Source organism: Butyrivibrio sp. WCD3002 (assembly GCF_000424265.1).
In the GTDB taxonomy this organism is placed as follows: Bacteria; Bacillota; Clostridia; order Lachnospirales; family Lachnospiraceae; genus Butyrivibrio.
Genome location: NZ_AUJO01000001.1, coordinates 228,289 through 246,009, shown reverse-complemented (window position 1 = coordinate 246,009; position 17,721 = coordinate 228,289). Strand labels below are relative to the sequence as shown.

At 42.0% G+C, this 17,721-nt stretch carries 14 protein-coding genes; 1 reads left to right on the top strand and 13 read right to left on the bottom strand.

The window, feature by feature from the left end; genetic code table 11:
* Positions 1-26: 26 nt before the first annotated feature.
* The 7 genes from G608_RS0100995 to glgX form a co-directional block, all read right to left on the bottom strand.
* Positions 27-1,121, bottom strand: a complete 1,095-nt coding sequence (locus tag G608_RS0100995; RefSeq protein ID WP_026494428.1) for a hypothetical protein — start codon at positions 1,119-1,121, stop codon at positions 27-29.
* 14 nt (positions 1,122-1,135) lie between these two features.
* Positions 1,136-2,650 (bottom strand): sensor histidine kinase, encoded by a 1,515-nt coding sequence (locus G608_RS0100990; RefSeq protein ID WP_026494427.1) that lies wholly within the window; start codon positions 2,648-2,650, stop codon positions 1,136-1,138.
* A 95-nt stretch (positions 2,651-2,745) separates the two neighbouring features.
* Entirely contained in the window at positions 2,746-3,510 is a 765-nt protein-coding gene (locus tag G608_RS0100985; RefSeq protein ID WP_026494426.1) for a response regulator, read from the bottom strand.
* 20 nt (positions 3,511-3,530) lie between these two features.
* Positions 3,531-6,326 (bottom strand): ATP-binding protein, encoded by a 2,796-nt coding sequence (locus G608_RS0100980; RefSeq protein ID WP_442852206.1) that lies wholly within the window; start codon positions 6,324-6,326, stop codon positions 3,531-3,533.
* A 279-nt stretch (positions 6,327-6,605) separates the two neighbouring features.
* A complete protein-coding gene (locus G608_RS0100975; protein WP_026494424.1) occupies positions 6,606-7,283 on the bottom strand; it encodes a response regulator transcription factor in 678 nt (225 codons plus the stop codon).
* 1 nt (position 7,284) lies between these two features.
* Positions 7,285-7,908: a hypothetical protein gene (locus tag G608_RS0100970; RefSeq protein ID WP_026494423.1), complete on the bottom strand. Its 624-nt coding sequence runs from the start codon at positions 7,906-7,908 to the stop codon at positions 7,285-7,287.
* Positions 7,898-10,006, bottom strand: coding sequence for a glycogen debranching protein GlgX (glgX, locus tag G608_RS19455; RefSeq protein WP_035794414.1), 2,109 nt, complete (start codon positions 10,004-10,006; stop codon positions 7,898-7,900). The genes G608_RS0100970 and glgX overlap by 11 nt, the downstream gene beginning before the upstream one ends.
* Before the next feature lie 316 nt (positions 10,007-10,322).
* Here glgX and G608_RS0100960 point away from each other — a divergent pair, with 316 nt between their 5' ends.
* Positions 10,323-11,543, top strand: coding sequence for a hypothetical protein (locus G608_RS0100960; protein WP_026494422.1), 1,221 nt, complete (start codon positions 10,323-10,325; stop codon positions 11,541-11,543).
* A 114-nt stretch (positions 11,544-11,657) separates the two neighbouring features.
* Here the strand turns inward: G608_RS0100960 and G608_RS0100955 are convergent, their stop codons facing one another.
* The 6 genes from G608_RS0100955 to scpB all read right to left on the bottom strand — a co-directional run bounded on the left by G608_RS0100955 (position 11,658) and on the right by scpB (position 17,721).
* Positions 11,658-13,058: an oxaloacetate decarboxylase subunit alpha gene (locus G608_RS0100955; RefSeq protein ID WP_026494421.1), complete on the bottom strand. Its 1,401-nt coding sequence runs from the start codon at positions 13,056-13,058 to the stop codon at positions 11,658-11,660.
* Positions 13,059-13,141: 83 nt separating this feature from the next.
* A complete protein-coding gene (locus G608_RS0100950; RefSeq protein WP_026494420.1) occupies positions 13,142-14,293 on the bottom strand; it encodes a sodium ion-translocating decarboxylase subunit beta in 1,152 nt (383 codons plus the stop codon).
* Positions 14,294-14,322: 29 nt separating this feature from the next.
* Positions 14,323-14,691 carry a biotin/lipoyl-containing protein gene (locus G608_RS0100945; RefSeq protein WP_026494419.1) on the bottom strand — a complete coding sequence of 123 codons (369 nt, stop codon included), beginning with the start codon at positions 14,689-14,691 and terminating at the stop codon, positions 14,323-14,325.
* Between the two features lie 31 nt (positions 14,692-14,722).
* Positions 14,723-15,565, bottom strand: coding sequence for an OadG family protein (locus tag G608_RS22070; RefSeq protein ID WP_051208672.1), 843 nt, complete (start codon positions 15,563-15,565; stop codon positions 14,723-14,725).
* Between the two features lie 14 nt (positions 15,566-15,579).
* Positions 15,580-17,010 (bottom strand): acyl-CoA carboxylase subunit beta, encoded by a 1,431-nt coding sequence (locus G608_RS0100935; protein WP_026494418.1) that lies wholly within the window; start codon positions 17,008-17,010, stop codon positions 15,580-15,582.
* A 141-nt stretch (positions 17,011-17,151) separates the two neighbouring features.
* Complete coding sequence (gene scpB, locus G608_RS0100925; RefSeq protein WP_026494417.1) at positions 17,152-17,721, bottom strand: SMC-Scp complex subunit ScpB; 570 nt, start codon at positions 17,719-17,721, stop codon at positions 17,152-17,154.

The following is a 17,721-nucleotide window of genomic DNA, read 5'->3' as shown; positions in this document are numbered from 1 at the left end:
TTTGTGAACATATTTATGATTTTTGTTTATTCCAGATTGAAGGTGATGGTATCTCCGCCAAGGGTTCCGATGAGTCCCAGGGTGTCAACTGTCTTTACCTTATCCTGATTCATCTGCTTGATGAGAACCATGTTCTGCTTAGCTCCGGCAGGAATAGTTCCGGCGAAGCTGCTCAAATCATTATCAAGCATGGTCACATTGGTGTAACCCACATTTGTTCCGTTAAGGATTACCTGGAAATGAGGATTTGCCTTAACCATATCCACAGTTACATCCATTCCGCTGGTATTTATAAGCTTGAAATTAAGTACAAGAAGCTTATTACCCTTTGTGGCTGTGATTGAGAATACATCTCTCTCATCGGCGTAAGAGCCGGCAACGCTGTAGCCTGAATAAGTAAGAAATATACCCTTCGAAATCTCCTGTCTCATTCCATCCACGGTTTCATCGGTGGAGGTAGTAAGTGATTCACCCTCTGCAGGATTATCGGAAACAGTTGTATCCTCAGTGGGCTGATCCGCAAGAGCTTCTAATTCCTCAAGAGTCGCATCCGGTGAGCTTTCTTCTGTCGATGCGCTATCAGAGGCATCCGCGTCACTGACCGGTTCATCTTCCTCGGAAGAATCCGAGCTGTCAGCAGCGTCTGCATTTTCGGCGTTTTCTACACCTTCCTTTAATTGGTCCTCATACTCATTAAGAAGCTCATCCACATCATCATCAGAGTTTCCATCCTCTGAGGAGATATCGACCCTAACGTCATCACCTTCAGAACCATCGGCAGGTCCCTCATCAGCCTGAGCGATAAGACTATCATCTTCCGTTGCTTCCTCAGAAGGAGCCGTCACTGCTCCATTTTCCAAATCCTGAGCGAGCTGAGCATCTCTTTCAGCCTTCGCTGCTTCGCGTTCCTCTTTTTCAATCTGATGCTGCATTTCAAGAGCACTTATTGAGGACAACCTCTCAACGCCGTTATTTGAGTACTTCATCAAAAGGCCCACCGCGTACTGAACGGTCTGGTTGTACTCCTCCTGCGTCATTTCAGGAAAAGTAGATCCGCAGCCGGTGAGAAATACAGAAGCTATGCACCCTGCAGCTATTATTTTTAAAACTCTTTTACCCATAAACTGCCCCCTGTTTAAACGGTTTCGAGTTCAAACCAAAATTCCACTCCGTTATCGTAATTCTTTACACCATACTCCTGGTGCATGGATTCCATTATCGCCTTAACTATAGAAAGGCCAACTCCGCTTCCACCGTATTCACGGGTTCTTGCCTTATCCACCTTGTAAAACTTTTCCCAAATATGATCTATGCTATCTTCCGGAATCGGTTCACCTGTATTAAATACAGAGACGCGAACCTTTCCATCCTTTTGCTCTAACTTGATTTCAATAATGCCCTCTCCATCCAAATGATTAAGCGCATTACTGTAATAATTCATTATGACTTCTTCGATTTTAAAAGCATCTGCCCACACATACAGCGGAGTATAATCTGCCATTCTGACAGTGGCATTTTTCTGCTTCGTTAATATTTCGGCAGATTTTATGTAATTCTTTAGGGTCTGGACTATATCAAATCGCTCCATCTTAACAACATCATTACCAAACTCCAGCTGATTAAGAGTAAGGAGCTTTTTAACAAGGGTATCCATCTTCGATGCTTCATCCCTGATTACGTCGCAGTAAAACTTCATACTCTCAGGATCATCGATAACGCCTTCATCCAAACCCTCGGCATAGCCCTGAATAAGCGCTATGGGAGTTTTAAGCTCATGAGATACATTAGATAAAAACTCCCTTCGCATCTCATCTATTTCTTCTTTGTGAGCAATATCCTGCTTTAGCTCGTTATTGGCTGTTTTAAGCTCTTTTATGGTTGTTTCCAGAGTTTCTGACAGCTCGTTTATATTATCACCAAGGATATCAAGCTCGTTCTTATTTTTCTCCTTGGATTTATATTTTGCTTCAAAATTCAGGTCCTTCATCTCACTTGAGATGTCGCTCAGCTGCAATATAGGCCTCGTGATCTTGTTAGTAAGATAAATTAAAAGGCAGGAACCTATAATTATCGCTAAAATTCCCACAAAGGATATGAACCTGTTGAAAATGCCTATACTCTCTCTTATACCGGCCATGGCACATCTTACCATAACGATATAACCGGTATCTATGACGCCCCAGATTTCAAGGTATTCAGAATTTGTTCTGTTATCCATCTCTATCTGGACAGTATAAGTATCGGTTTTTTCAAGAATATCTCTCTGTCTGGGCATTCGTCTCATCATGGTATCACCGATAAGATTTTCCCAAAGAACAGATGCCATGTAGTCTGCATCGCCCGATGACGATTTTATCATCTGCGAATCTGCGTCAAGCACTATCAGTTCTATTCCATATCTGTCACATATCTGCTGAAGCTCTATATCATATTCATCCGTTGTAAAGCTTCCGTCGTCGGAGGCATCGTCAATGTTTTGATACGCTTCCTTGACAACTCCCATCTGATGATTTAAATATACCCGCTCTAAAAATGCCTTATTGATTACAAGACACATACCGATCATCCCTGCCATAACAACGATGAATAATATGCTAAATTCAACACGCAGCGACCTGCGTACCTTCTTCTCACTTGCGTTCTTACTCATACCTGATCACATAGCTTTCCTTATATCAAATGTTAGTATAATCTTATCACTTAAATAAGGACTTTTCAGTATTTTCACAACTTGTTCACTATTTATCAGTAATTTTTATATTTCTGCTTTTCAAAAAATTCATCAATGTTGGCGATAAGCTCAGCAGGCGGCATTGTCTTTAACAGATATTTCTCCGGCTTAAGCGCAAGCACGTTCATAACGCTTTCCTTATCGCCCTTTACAGTTAAAAACATGACCGGAATACTGCTTGTTGCCGATTCGCTTCTTAGCATCTCAAGGACCTGCGGACCTGTTGTTACCGGCATTTCATAGTCCAGAAGAATGAGATCCACCTTGTTTTTAGCAAGAAAAGTAATGGCATTCATTCCGGAATTCACCATGAAAACCTGATATTTTTCAGAGAGCCAGCTTTTTATGGTCCTGAGCATTGTGCCATCATCATCAACCACAAGAATTCGCTTTTTCTGAAGGCGAACCTCTTCCTGCTCAACAACAGCCATCATCTGTCTGCCAAGCTCCTTGACATTGACGGGTCTCTCAAAAATGGCCGCAAGTCTGTCTCTTGACACCTTGGCTACGATTTTTTCTATCTCATCCGATGAACCTATGATGCTTACGGAAATGTCATCCTCTACCGCTTTGTCCTTTAGATAAACAAAGAATTCCAGCATATCATCAACATCTTCCACATAGATGAGGTATACAGAAGGCTTATCCTCCATCCGCTCTATCTGCGTAACGTCAGGAATTGTCCTAATAACTTCAAAGCCTCCATCCTTTAGTTCATTTGCGATTGAAGTAACCATGAAGCTTTTTTCGCTTCCTATCAAAAGTACTCTTTTTTCCATGTTTTCCCCTCATTTTCTGCTTAGAGAATACCAAGTAATGCATCCCTGTCTACAGCGGCCATCAATTCCCTGACCCTGTCATATTTTTCTTGTAAATCTGCCGGAATGCTGTATCCCTCCAGCATTTTCATAATACCATCTGCGGTATCAAAATCATAAGCTTCTATCAGCTCTTTCATATCTGAAAAAGCGCTCATTAATTCATCCTCCGGAATTTCCGGAAGATCGTTATTATCTTCCGTTTTCGCAGCAGGTGCAAGATATTCCTTATAGCTTCTGTAAAGGCTTAATAGTTCAGGAGTTTTGTTTTCAATCTCAGTCTGATTTTCTTCGTTCCCGCATTTTTCAAGATATGCAGCATCACCTGAAAGCTTAAGCGCTCCTATGAGTCTTGCGGAGCTTTTAAGCGCATGAACCGCAACCGTGAAATTCCTGTAATCCTTAGCAGCTGCGAAATTCTCTATGTCCTTTGATTTTGAATCAATTGCCAGATAGAACTCATGAATAACATCAGTTAAAATATCAAGACTTCCGCAGTTTTTCAGAGCTTCTTTATAGTCAATGCCTTCGAGCTTACTGTACAAGGCTTCCCTATCACTTGTAGCCTCTTCGCTCTCATGAGCCTCTTCAGGATCTGTTCCGTCTCTGATATCCACATAGCCTTCATCACCGGGATGAAGAATCTTTGAAGAAGGAAGAAGCCCTTCAAGCATCTCCTCCAATACTAGTCCATCTACCGGCTTTGAGAGATAATCATCAAAGCCCGCCGCCATGTACTCTTCCTTTGCGCCTTCGCCGGCATTGGCAGTAAGTGCTATGCAGGGTACCCCGACGTTCATATTTCCATCAAGTGTCTTCATGGCTGTCAGTGTCTCTATTCCATCCATGACCGGCATTCTGTGATCTATGAAAATAGCATCGTACTTTTTCTGTTTTACTTTTTCCAGAGTCTCCGGGCCGCTTTCAGCAGTATCGACCTGAATCTGAGTATTTTTCAAAAGGCCCTTTACTACGGTTAAATTCATGGGCGTATCATCCACAACAAGGATGATAGCATCCGGAGCCTTGAATTTTTCATGATATTTCTCGATGCTTTGGAGATATTCTTTATATCTTTGTCTAAAGTCGCCAAGCTCTTCCCAGGATTCAACCTGCTGTTTTACTTCAAATGAAAAATCAGAGCCTTGGCCGTAAACACTTTTTACTTCAAGCCTTGTGTTCATAAGAGCAAGGAGCTTTTTAACTATGCTCATTCCAAGACCTGTACCCTCTATGGAACGGTTACGGATTTCTTCTATTCTCTCGAAGGGCGAATAGAGCTTATTTATGTCCTCTTCCTTAATGCCAATTCCGGTATCTGCCACCCGGAACCTCAGCATGATATTCAGATCATCGACCTTCCTATAACTTACTTCTAAGGTAACAGTTCCTTCTTCCGTGTATTTAACTGCATTTGACAATATGTTTGTAACACACTGCTTTATTCTTATCTCATCTCCGATAAGCTGCGTGGGAAGTGTTTCGTCTATATTCAGCTCAAGCTTAAGGCCTTTATCCTTTGCCTTTACATCCACCATATTTATGAGATCATTTATGGTAGATCCTAAATGGTACTGAACAGGAAGAATATCCATTTTTCCCGCTTCTATTTTTGAAAAATCAAGAATGTCGTTTATTATTCCAAGAAGAGAATTGCCAGCACTTTTCACATTGTTGGCATACTCAAGAATCTGCTCATCAGACGATTCCCTAAGTATCATCTCATTCATTCCGAGAACAGCATTTATGGGTGTTCTGATCTCATGGGACATATTTGAAAGGAAGGATGATTTTGCCTCACTGGCTTTCTGCGCAACCTCCAGTTCTTTCTCAAGCTCCTGTTTAGCCTTGATTCTTCCGATATAGTCTTCCACAGAATGTACCGTGGTTTTCATGGATTCATGCAAAACCTTGATTTCATCCCTTGAACCAACGACTATTTTGTCCACCTTACGTCCTACTTCAAGCTTCATATCATCATCCGCTCTGGCGTATTCAAACATGAAATCAGACATACTTCCTATAGGTCCGCCAATTGTTACTTTAGTGAAAAAATTGGCGAATGCTGCCATAGGCACTCCGACGCAGAGCATTAGAAGAATCATCTTGATATCAAAACCAAGGGCAACATAGTCAAAGGTGTAGTCCATAGCCTCTATTTCAGCCATGAACTTCTTTCGCTGATAAGCCATGGTTCCTTTCACTGTACCATCATTAGCTTCAGAATCTTCTAATTCGCTGTCAGCACTTACTGTCTCTTCTGTTTCTTCATCCTGCAAAGACTGCTCGATAGCTTCATGCCTCTGCATTCCTCCCACAAACATATCCTTTAAATCAGGGAACAAAACCATCATGTAAACAGCAACTGCCATGCCAAGAACCAGCTCAACAGCTATTATGATTGAGGATATCTTGATGCTTAATCTGGTTTTTCTTAGATTTTTCTGAAGCTCCTTGTTTTCCTTAAATGCCTTTGTGTAGGACACGCCTATAGGGAAAATAATTTTAAAAATATCAGGGAATTTTGCAAAAAGAAGGTAACAAATTACAGCGACAATCAGAATTGTCAGCATATCTCTTGTGAAATAGGTGATTATATTTCCAATGTTTTCAAGATTATATTCATTGGTTCGTATTACGGAAAGGCATGCAAACTCAGCAAGAGAAGTTATGCACAGCGTACAAATCGCCGCAATAACTGTCTTTCTTACTTTTGCAAAGAAACCATACTGAGCAAAAAGAGCAAAGCACAGGGTTGCCACCAGATGAATAGCCATATTGTAAGCTCCGGTGGGTGATAGTACAAGGGTCGTAACAAACGCCATAACAAAGGAAATCATGCTGATAAAATACCCGTACAATGCCCCTACCATAACATATGGAAACAGATAAAAAGTCAGGTAGACGTTTCCATCCCTTGAAAACATAAAGGATTCACCATGTATAGACGCATGAATACAAAGGGCTGTCAGAGCGGCCCATATTAGAACCGATATAACTTTGCATATAACACGCAGCTTTTTAGTATGTTTCTCCATAATACCTTTCCGAAGGAATCAAACTTCGAACTTGTAACCCATGCCCCAGATAGTCTTTATCAGGTCACCCTTCTCTCCCATCTTTCCGCGGAGTTTCTTTACATGGGTGTCTATGGTTCTGGCATCGCCGAAATAGTCATAATTCCATACATTATTAAGAATCTTTTCTCTCGATAATGCGATACCTTTATTCTCGATAAAGTAAGTCAAAAGCTCAAATTCCTTGAAGCTAAGCTCAATTTCTTTTCCATCAATCTGAACGCTATGAGCTGCTTTATTGATAATAATTCCGCCTGCTTCAATGATATCCTCACTGGTAACCTGTGTGGTTCTTCTTAAAATAGCATCTACTCTGGCAACAAGGATTTTAGGACTAAAAGGCTTAGCTATATACTCATCAACGCCAAGCTCAAAGCCCTGCAGCTCATCCCTTTCCTCTGTCCTTGCTGTAAGCATGATGATCGGCACCTTGGAATAAGCTCTCACCTCTCGGCAAACCTGCCAGCCATCCATTTTGGGCATCATAACATCGAGGATTATAAGTGCTATTCCATTCTGATCCTCAAAGAAGATATCAAGAGCCTTCTGGCCATCCTCAGCCTCTATTACGTCAAAATTACTTTTAACCAGAAAGTCCTTTACAAGCTTTCTCATTCTTGCTTCATCATCTACTACTAATATTTTCAGTTTATCCATTTTAGTCTCCATCTATCTCTGAACCATATTCGGTATCATCCTGTATGTTCAGATCCCGTTCCTTTATTCTGACAGCCTTCTCTCTTTCCTTAAGAGACTGCTCCCACTCCGCAAATCTATTGGTTACATTCTGCTTATAATTGATGATATTGTCCGTCTCTGACATGGCCGCAATTACAAACATAGTAACAACCAGCGCAACCAGTACAATATTCATCGCAATCAGCAGAGCCATTGCCAGCTTTTTATCCATTGGCTGCTTCTTTTTCGGAGGCGTAAAATATCGCTCCGGATGATATTCATCAGGAAGCTGAACATTTGTGATCTTAACCTCAACAGGAATCGGAGTAAGCTCATCCTCCGGAACTCCCTCTGCTAAAAGCTTTCCGCGAAGCTTTGCAAGGTACTCCCAGCCAACAGGCGTCGCAAAGATCTTGTTGGAAATAGCCTTCTCGTAGACAGCCTCCATATCAGAAACCTTTGCAGATTTAACCTTCTGACCAAGAATTTCTATCTTCTTTTTATCAAGCTTTGCCTTTTCAGCATCCTGCACAGATAAAAAGGTATATCCATCTACGGTCAGATCTTCGTCCGTTGGTCTGTTGTTTACAATATCATCTGCCATACTCTACTCCATAAGCTGCGATAAATACGCTGACGCTTCTGGCCTTCATTCTCCAGTTGGGAACTGACAAGGGCTTAGGTCTGTTATTGAAATAATGGCGATCTTCTGCGGCTGTATCCACAACAAGTGTCCAGTAAGCACCTTCCGGCGGTGTGGGAAGGGTAATCTGAATATCCTCCCAATAGGAGTTAACCGACATTATTACAATGTCATCATGGCCCTTTTTCCTTACAAATCCGGCATACATGACGGTAATTATCTTCGTATTGTCATTAATATCCGTATTGAAAGGATTATCCGTGAAAACAGAGATATGCGGAAGTCCGCTTACTGCCGGCTTTAAGTCCTTTCTTATTGCCGGATGCTTTCTTCTGAACTGTATCATATCCCTGTAAAAATCAAAGAATGCCTTGTTCTTGGTAAGTAAATCCCAATTTAGCCAGGAAATCTCATTATCCTGACAGTAGGCATTATTATTTCCAAACTGAGTATTCGCAAACTCATCACCCTGAAGGATCATGGGTGTTCCGCGGCTGCACATAAGAACAGAGATGGCATTTCTCATCATTTTAAATCTGAGATTATTGATTTCTTCGTTATCAGTCTCACCTTCTGCACCGCAGTTCCAGCTTCTGTTGTCATTGGCACCGTCTGTATTGTTCCAGCCATTTGCCTCATTGTGCTTTTCATTGTAAGCGAACATGTCATAGAGGGTGAATCCGTCATGACAGGTTATGAAATTTATTGAGGAATCATAGCCTGCATAGTTGTAGCCATACATATCCATGGAACCGGTAATACGTCTTACAGCATCAGGTGCAGCCCAGTAATCTCCCTTAACAAAGGATCTTATGCTGTCTCTGTATTTACCGTTCCACTCTGCCCATCTGCCCCAGGAAGGGAAGGATCCTACCTGATACATTCCGCCGGCATCCCATGCCTCCGCTATAAGCTTTACATCGCCAAGAAGAGGGTCAAAGGCAAGTCTGTGAAGAAGCGGCGGCTGCTCCATGGGCGCGCCGTTAAGATCACGACCAAGAATACTTGCAAGGTCGAATCTGAAACCATCAATTTTATATTCCTCTACCCAATAATGGAGGCAGTCCACGATCATCTGCTGAACAATGGGATGATTACAGTTAAGCGTATTACCGCATCCGCTGAAATTGTAGTAATCTCCGTCCGGTGTCAGCATGTAATAAATGTTATTATCAAATCCCTTAAAAGATATGAAAGGTCCGTTCTCATTTCCCTCCGCAGTATGGTTAAATACTACGTCCAAAATAACTTCTATTCCGTTTTCCTTAAGAAGCTTGATCATCTCCTTAAGCTCAAAACCTTCTTTGTTGTATTCAGTGTTATAAGCATAGCTTGTATTTGGCGCAAAAAAGCTGACGGTATTGTATCCCCAGTAATCAAGAACTGTCCTTCCGTTAACGGTTCTCATATCTCTGGTCTCGTCAAACTCAAATATGGGCATAAGCTCAACAGCTGTTACCCCAAGTCTTTTCAGGTAATCAACCTTCTCCATTACACCCGCAAAGGTACCACGGCATTTAACCCCGGAGGATTCATCCTTGGTAAAACCGCGAACATGCATCTCATATATGATGGAATCGCTCATGGGAGTCTTTAGCCATGACGCATCTCCCCAATCGAAATCGTTTTTTACAACCCTTGCATGGTAGGCTCCTTCAAATTTCGTGGCCTGTCCCCAAATTCTCTGGCCTACTACTGCTTTTGCATAGGGATCAAGAAGGACATGGTTATAATCAAAAAGGAGTCCCTTTTTCTCATCCCAGGGTCCGTCTACACGATATCCGTACTCAAGATTCTCTATCTCAAGACCGAATACGATCATTGACCTTACTTTACCGATTCTATATTCCTCAGGGAAAGTAATGGAAGCATAGGGTCTGTCCTCTCCTCTGTGGAACAGAAGCAAAGTAACCTTGGTGGCTCCATTAGAATAAACAGTGAAATTGACACCATCCGGAAGAACTGTAGCGCCGTTCATACCATATAAACCGGGACGCACGCGAAAACCATTGATGATATCAACAGCGAGGAGCTGTCTGTTCTCCTCTGATCTTCGCATATCTGCGTGCCATGATCCCGGCACAGCATTAATTTTTTGTTTCTTATTAAACTCAGCCATAAGTGCTCCGTTTTTAATAGCGTTTTCTTATGCTTTAAGTCAGTTACCCCTACCTAGAAAAACATATATAGTCATTATACTACAATTAACGTTAAAATGGTTATTTTGTTGCGATAAACTAATTTTGTACCGGGTTGTATTTTATGTCTATAATGGCATTTTATATTTAATTTATGATTTTTATTATATTTATATAGAAAATTCAAATTTTTAATGATAATATTTAATTACAGATTTGTCATGGAGGTATTGAAATATGATTTCAAAAAAGAACATATTATATTCCATAATATCTATTTTTATATATACATTATTCTTTTCTTATTCACCAATAACAGCAAATGCAGCAGTAATTTCAGACGGAGTAATTGAACTTGTAGGAGGCGAAGAACCTTCCTTCAGTACTGCTCTTATATCCGGCGATACCTTAAAGAGCGGTGTTAAAATCAAAAACAATTCAAGAAGCACTGACTTAATCGTAGTTCTTGGTGATGAAGAAATCACGATAAAGGTTGGAGAAGAACTGGTATTAGACGGCGATTGGGAAATGGAAAGCATCGGCAAGAGATCTGTATTCTCAGATTCTCAGGACGATACTGAAGATGCTGACAACTCCGATTCTGATGAGAATAATGAATCAAATAAAGACGAAAAGAATGACCAGGATATTGAAGAAACAAATGCTTCAGACTTAAGTAAAAATGATGAATCAAACAAAGAGGAAATCTCTGACAAAGCAACAGAAGGAGCTTCTATTCCAAATGAAGAGCCACCTGCCTCAAGCATTGAAGAAATAAGTTATCAGGTCCCGGAAGATACATCTTCTAATAGTGAACTGGTACCTGATTTAGTTCCGGAGGATTCAACTGCAACAAATACTGAAGTAATACCGGCTTTAATCCCGGATGAATCTTCTACTACTACAAATGAAGAGGATGCGAATAATAATGATAATGCACTCCCTCAGGATACATCTTCCGATAATTCAAACGATCAGGCTGATATCACTTCCTTACAGGATGAGAATGTAGGTTCAGTTATAATAGATGCAAATGGCAACCCTACAGGCTACGTAATCAGCAGCAATGTTGAATCCGGACTTGAAGCATCATATGTGGGATCAACATCAGATAAGCATTCAAAATACGTAAAAGTTTTGGATACGATCACAAGCATAAATGGTAAGACATATTCTGTTACATCCATAACTGATGAAGCTCTTAAGAATGCCAGCGGAAAAGAACTGACAATAGGCAAAAACGTTAAAAGCATTGGAAAAGGTGCACTATTTGGTTCCAAATACAAGAAGATTACAGTTAAGACAAATCGCAATGGTTCACTCAAAGTAGGAAAGAATGCATTCAAAGTAAGTGCAAAAAAAGCCAACATAAAAGTACAGGGAGTTAAGGGCAAGAATAAGGTATCAGTCATAAACAGAATAAAAAATCAGGCATCAAAAGGTGTTAAGGTAAGATAATAAAGACTGTTCGCTTTTTCCATACCAATTTATTTAAAGCATTTAAAAGGAGCTGAAAAATGATTTCTCATTTTTCAGCTCCTTTTAATTTAACGATATTTAATGAGACTCAGCTCATGCGGGATATGCGCCGTTCTTTGTGTCAGCTTCTGACATATCCACTTTCTCCTGCTGTGCCATACGATATTTGAAGAAATCTGTAGCAACCTGAGGGAACAATGCATAGGAAAGTACATCCTCATCCTGCTGCTTCCAAGGCTTAACCTCTTCCTCAAACTTAGGAAGTCCGGGCGCCAGCTTATCTGCAGGTCTGCAGGTAATAACTTCTCTGTCTCCGATGATCTTCTTCTGAACTTCAGGATTGAAAGGTTTGATTGTCTTACCATACTCACCAGCAAGGAGGTCCTTAGTCTGGTCGGTAGCAACCTTATATCTCTCACCCATAAGTACGTTCATAACAGCCTGAGTACCAACGATCTGTGAAGAAGGTGTAACAAGCGGAGGCTCACCAAAGTCCTTACGAACCTGAGGGATCTCCTCAAGCACTGTATTGTACTTATCGCTTGCATTCTGCTCCTTCAGCTGGCTAACCATGTTGGAAAGCATACCGCCGGGAACCTGATACATAAGAGTCTTGATGTTAACGCCAAGAACCTTAGCATCCATAAGTCCGCTGGCAAGGCACTCTTCTCTGTAAGGTCTGAAGTAATCAGCAACCTCAGCAAGAAGCTTCTGGTCAAGACCTGTATCGAATTCCTGTCCCTTGAAGGCTTCAACCATAACCTCTGTAGCAGGCTGTGAAGTACCAAGAGCGAAAGGTGAAATAGCACAGTCGATGATATCAACACCTGCCTCAGCAGCCTTCATGTATGTCATGCTGGCAACACCTGAGGTATAGTGTGTATGAAGATCGATAGGAAGTGATGTAGCACTCTTAAGAGCCTTAACAAGCTTCTCTGCCTCGTAAGGAAGAAGAAGTCCTGCCATATCCTTGATACAGATGGAATCAGCGCCCATTGCCTCGATATCCTTAGCAATGTTCATCCAGTACTCTTCTGTATATGCATCACCAAGTGTGTATGCAAGAGCGATCTGAGCATGTCCACCCTCTTTCTTGGTAGCCTTTACAGATGTCTCAAGGTTTCTAAGGTCATTCAGGCAGTCGAAAATACGAATGATATCAATACCATTTGCAATTGACTTCTGAACGAAGTACTCAACTACATCATCAGGATAGTGCTTGTATCCAAGAATATTCTGACCGCGAAGGAGCATCTGAAGCTTTGTATTCTTGAAACCATCTCTGAGTTTACGAAGTCTCTCCCACGGATCTTCTTTAAGGAATCTCATGGAAGCATCGAATGTTGCGCCTCCCCAGCACTCAACTGAGTTGTAGCCAATTTTATCCATTGTAGGGATAATGGGAAGCATTTTTTCTGTAGGCATTCTGGTGGCAATAAGTGACTGATGTGCATCACGCAGAACTGTCTCTGTAATCTTAACTGGCTTTGCCATAATAGTTCTCCTTTTTTTACTTTTTTACCCTCATCCGTCAGCTACGCTGACACCTTCTCCCATGGGAGAAGGCAGAGGCTTAATTAGAATACTCCAAATACAGCCATAAATGTTCCTGCAACGACTGCAGTACCAACTACACCTGCAACGTTAGGACCCATAGCATGCATCAGAAGGAAGTTACTGGGATCATACTCAGCACCGACTTTCTGTGAAACTCTGGCTGCCATAGGTACTGCGGATACTCCGGCTGATCCGATAAGAGGATTAACCTTTCCGCCTGTGATAACGCACATAAGCTTACCAAACAGACATCCTGCCGCAGTTCCGATAACAAAGGCAATAAGACCGAGAACAACGATCTTGATTGTTGTGATGTTAAGGAATGCCTCAGCACTTGTTGTAGCACCTACAGATGTACCGAGCATGATAACTACGATATACATAAGTGCGTTAGATGCTGTCTCCTGAAGCTGACGAACAACACCACTCTCTCTGAAGAGGTTACCAAGCATAAGCATACCGATAAGAGGAGCTGTTGTAGGAAGGATCATACTTACAACGATAGTGACAACTATCGGGAAGAGGATCTTCTCAAGCTTGGATACAGGACGAAGCTGCTGCATACGGATTTTTCTCTCTTTATCCGTTGTAAGAAGCTTCATGATCGGGGGCTGGATAATCGGTACAAGTGACATGTACGAATAAGCAGCAACCGCGATAGGTCCAAGAATAGTGGTCTGATTAAGCTTTGTTGCAAGGAAGATGGATGTCGGTCCATCTGCTCCACCGATGATGGAGATTGCCGCAGCCTGCTGGTCATTGAAGCCCATAGCAATAGCCATGAAGTAAGCTGAGAAGATACCAAACTGTGCTGCTGCTCCCATCAGGAAGCTCTTCGGGTTCGCAATAAGGGGACCAAAGTCCGTCATTGCACCTACACCCATGAAGATAAGTGAAGGCATTATAGCCCACTCATCAAGTAAGTAGAAATAATACAAAAGACCGCCTACGCCATTTGATGAATTCTCGATTGAAACCATAATATCAGGATAGATATTAACAAGTAACATACCGAAAGAAATAGGCACCAAAAGAAGCGGCTCGAATCCTTTGGCAATAGCAAGATACATGAATATAAGCGCTACAACAACCATTATGTAGTTGCCGGGTGTCATAGTTGTAAACGCTGTCTGTTGCCAGAGATTCGATAATGTGTTAGCAATGTAATCCATTTAACGACCTCCGTTTAGTCTCCTTTTTCTTAGTTCATTGTTGCGAGAACGCCACCGGCTTCAACCTGATCGCCAACTGCAACATCTATACTTGCGATTGTTCCATCCTGAGGAGCAACCATAGGAATCTCCATCTTCATGGATTCCATAGTGATAACTGTGTCGCCCTTCTTAACTGCCTGACCAACACTTGCATCAATCTTAAGAACCTTACCTGCTGCACCGGCTGTTACCTTAACGCCGCCTGCACCTGCAGATGCCTTCTTAGCGGGAGCTGCGGGAGCCTTAGGAGCAGGAGCTGCTGCTCTGGGTGCTGCTGCGGGAGCTGCTCCGCCTGCGCCTTCTTCTACTGTTACGTCATATACGTTTCCGTTAACGGTAATTGTATAGTTTTTCATTATTTATATCCTCCTAAAATTAGCTAAATCCTTATGCTTTTTTCCAATTTCCATTGGGTCTCTTACGAATAGATCTTACAACATATCCATCCGCTAATCCGCTGCCTTCATAAGCAGCGATTGCTGCTGCGATAACTGCTACGAGTTCTGAATCGTCAGAAAGCTCTTCTTCCTTATCAGCTATCTGAGCAGTAACATTTTCCATTGACTTCTGAGTAATCTCTTTATCAGTCTCAGGCTTCTTCTCACCGATCTTGCCGATAAGAGGGAATAAGGAAATAACTATTGCAATTATAATAAGAACAGTAAAAGCCATTCCCATTCCAAGAAGTGTATTAAGTCCTGCACTCTTAAGCTTCTCGCCAAGTGAATGATTTACATTAACAGAAATAAGTGTAGGATTCATATTTCTGTCAAGGCTGTACTCAAGGATTGCTGTGTGAGCATTAGGACCTGAACCCTCTACGATAGAATCTACAAAAAGGCGTCCTTCCTTGTTTACATAAAACTCTGTGCTCTTTACGCTGATGTCGCCGGCAAGACTTCCCTTGTCGCCATAACCGAGTTCATCAACCGCATCGAACCAGTTTCTATAACCTGCTTTGATGATGTCGTAAGTCTCTTCATCAAACATGCTGGTTATATCATCAAACATTCTGTCTTCAAAATTATCAGGTGTTACACCATCCAGATACCATGACTCAAACCATCCATCCTCTATGGTGCTGGCGATACTTGACAGAGTATCCATTGAAAATGTCTCTGCGTCATATCTACTGCCGGCTACCGTATTTTTCTGAACAGTCTCGCCACATGCTGTAAGGCCAAGTATGCAGATCAGCGTTACACCTAAAGCAAATATCTTATGCTTCAAGATTCGCTACCTCCTTATACTGTCGTATGCTTCTTAGCAGGACGCTCATCGCGCTTACTGTAAAGCATGTCAAATGCTCCGATAACATACTTTCTTGTATCAGCAGCATTGATGATTGTATCAACATATCCTCTTGCTGCTGCACTCTCAGCATTGTTCTGAAGCTTCTCATAAGCTGCTGCTGTATCAGCAACAGTAGCTGCATCCTTACCATCAGCGATAATCTTAGCAGCAAGTGAAGCATCCATAGTACCGATCTCTGCATCTTCCCAGCAGAAAGTCATGTCTGCACCAACAGCCTTGGAGTTCATGATCACATAAGCACTGCCAAAAGCCTTACCTGTGATAACATTAACCTTCGGTACTGTAGCATTTGCAAGAGCTGCAACCAGCTTACCTGCATTCTTTGCAACATGTCTCTCATCACACTTTGTAGCGCCAAAGCCTGCTACGTTTGTGAATGAAAGTACAGGGATATCAAAAGCATCACAGAAATTAACAAGATCTGCAGCCTTGCCACATGCATGAGCTGTAAGAGATCCGTCAAACTTCTGAGCAGCTTCGCCCTTTTCATCATAAACAACACTTCTGTTAGCAAATACACCTACAGTAGCGCCGCCAAGCTTGATGAAGCCTGTAACCATATCCTTGGCATACTCTCGCTTTGTCTCGAAGAATACACCATTGTCAGCGATCTGGCTAAAGATAAGAGCAGGATCTTCTACTGAACCATCAAGGTTCTCGCATGCGCGGTTAAGATCATCTGCACACTCATCAATTGAATCATTATCTTCATTATTGGAAGGAAGGAGTGAAACGAGTTCGCGGATCTGAGCGAAAATTGTCTCCTCATCACCTGTTACATCAACACTACCAACCTCTTCGCTCTGCCACTTAGCAGAAGAAGTATCGCATTTTTCCTTGCTGTTGCCGGGAATGCTATTTGGTGAATTCACAAACAGCTTTGCTTTTTTCTCTTCCATGAATGTAAAGTCTGTTACTTCAGGGAAAAGAGCAAGGCCGCCGCCACATGAACCAAGAACGGCTGTGATCTGCGGAACCACACCTGATGCATCGATCTGTTTACGGTAGATCTCACCGAATGCGTTCAGCGCATCTGTTGCCTCCTGAAGACGAAGTCCGGCTGAATCGATAAGACCGATTACAGGTGCTCCCATCTTAAGAGCTAAATCGTAGAGACCAGCAATTTTCTTTGCATGCATCTCACCAACAGATCCACCGAGAACTGATGCGTCCTGTGCGTAAACATAGACGAGCTTACCGTCTACAAGACCATAGCCGGTAACTACACCATCTGAGGGTGTCTCTGACTGCTTCAGATTGAAATCAGTGTTTCTTGCTTTTACAAGAGCACCAATCTCAACGAAACTGTTTTCATCAAGCAGAGATACTATTCTCTGGCTTGCCTGAGAAGAACTACTCATTTCTTCACCTCCGTAATATATTTAAATAACTTAACGTAAATCAAAAACACGTCAGAATATAGTATAGCATAAAAAAAGGACTTGGAGAATACTCCAAATCCCGATTTTATGCTAATTTCACAGATTTTTGTTACTTTTTTGTCAGATATCAAGCTTTACACTTATCTCCTGCTCAGCTTCCTGTTTAAACTCCTCCACGCGAACCGCATCAAGGGTAGGAAGTTCATCAAGAGATTTAACACCAAAGCTCCTCAAAAACTGCTCTGTTGTGCCAAAAAGCAGCGGTCTTCCCGGTGCATCAAGACGTCCAAGTTCCTGAACAAGATTAAACTCCACAAGACGATTCACAGCATGATCGCTGTTAACGCCTCTTATCCTCTCAACATCAAGACGGGTGATGGGCTGCTTGTAAGCTATTATTGAAAGAGTCTCCATAAGAGCATCAGTGAGCACAACCTTCTTAGGTGTCTTTGCAACCTTTATAAGATATTCGTACATCTCGCTTTTTGTGCAAAGCTGAAAAGAATCCTCAAGCTCTATAAGCCCAATTCCGCTTTCTTCCCTGTCGTATTTTTCTTTAAGATATTTTATCTGCTCTCTGACATCGGACAGATCCTGGTCAGTGGCATTACACAACGCTGAAACGCTGACGGAATCACCCATTGTAAAAAGGATTGCCTCAATCGCAGCAGCTCCCTGTTCTTTTGTCAT

Excerpts from the sequence above, each read along its gene's own strand:
- G608_RS0100995 (WP_026494428.1), bottom strand. The coding sequence starts at position 1,121 with ATGGGTAAAAGAGTTTTAAAAATAATAGCTGCAGGGTGCATAGCTTCT.
- G608_RS0100990 (WP_026494427.1), bottom strand. The coding sequence starts at position 2,650 with ATGAGTAAGAACGCAAGTGAGAAGAAGGTACGCAGGTCGCTGCGTGTT.
- G608_RS0100985 (WP_026494426.1), bottom strand. The coding sequence starts at position 3,510 with ATGGAAAAAAGAGTACTTTTGATAGGAAGCGAAAAAAGCTTCATGGTT.
- G608_RS0100980 (WP_442852206.1), bottom strand. The coding sequence starts at position 6,326 with ATGGCTATTCATCTGGTGGCAACCCTGTGCTTTGCTCTTTTTGCTCAG.
- G608_RS0100975 (WP_026494424.1), bottom strand. The coding sequence starts at position 7,283 with ATGGATAAACTGAAAATATTAGTAGTAGATGATGAAGCAAGAATGAGA.
- G608_RS0100970 (WP_026494423.1), bottom strand. The coding sequence starts at position 7,908 with ATGGCAGATGATATTGTAAACAACAGACCAACGGACGAAGATCTGACC.
- glgX (WP_035794414.1), bottom strand. The coding sequence starts at position 10,006 with ATGCGAAGATCAGAGGAGAACAGACAGCTCCTCGCTGTTGATATCATC.
- G608_RS0100960 (WP_026494422.1), top strand. The coding sequence starts at position 10,323 with ATGATTTCAAAAAAGAACATATTATATTCCATAATATCTATTTTTATA.
- G608_RS0100955 (WP_026494421.1), bottom strand. The coding sequence starts at position 13,058 with ATGGCAAAGCCAGTTAAGATTACAGAGACAGTTCTGCGTGATGCACAT.
- G608_RS0100950 (WP_026494420.1), bottom strand. The coding sequence starts at position 14,293 with ATGGATTACATTGCTAACACATTATCGAATCTCTGGCAACAGACAGCG.
- G608_RS0100945 (WP_026494419.1), bottom strand. The coding sequence starts at position 14,691 with ATGAAAAACTATACAATTACCGTTAACGGAAACGTATATGACGTAACA.
- G608_RS0100935 (WP_026494418.1), bottom strand. The coding sequence starts at position 17,010 with ATGAGTAGTTCTTCTCAGGCAAGCCAGAGAATAGTATCTCTGCTTGAT.
- scpB (WP_026494417.1), bottom strand. The coding sequence starts at position 17,721 with ATGACAAAAGAACAGGGAGCTGCTGCGATTGAGGCAATCCTTTTTACA.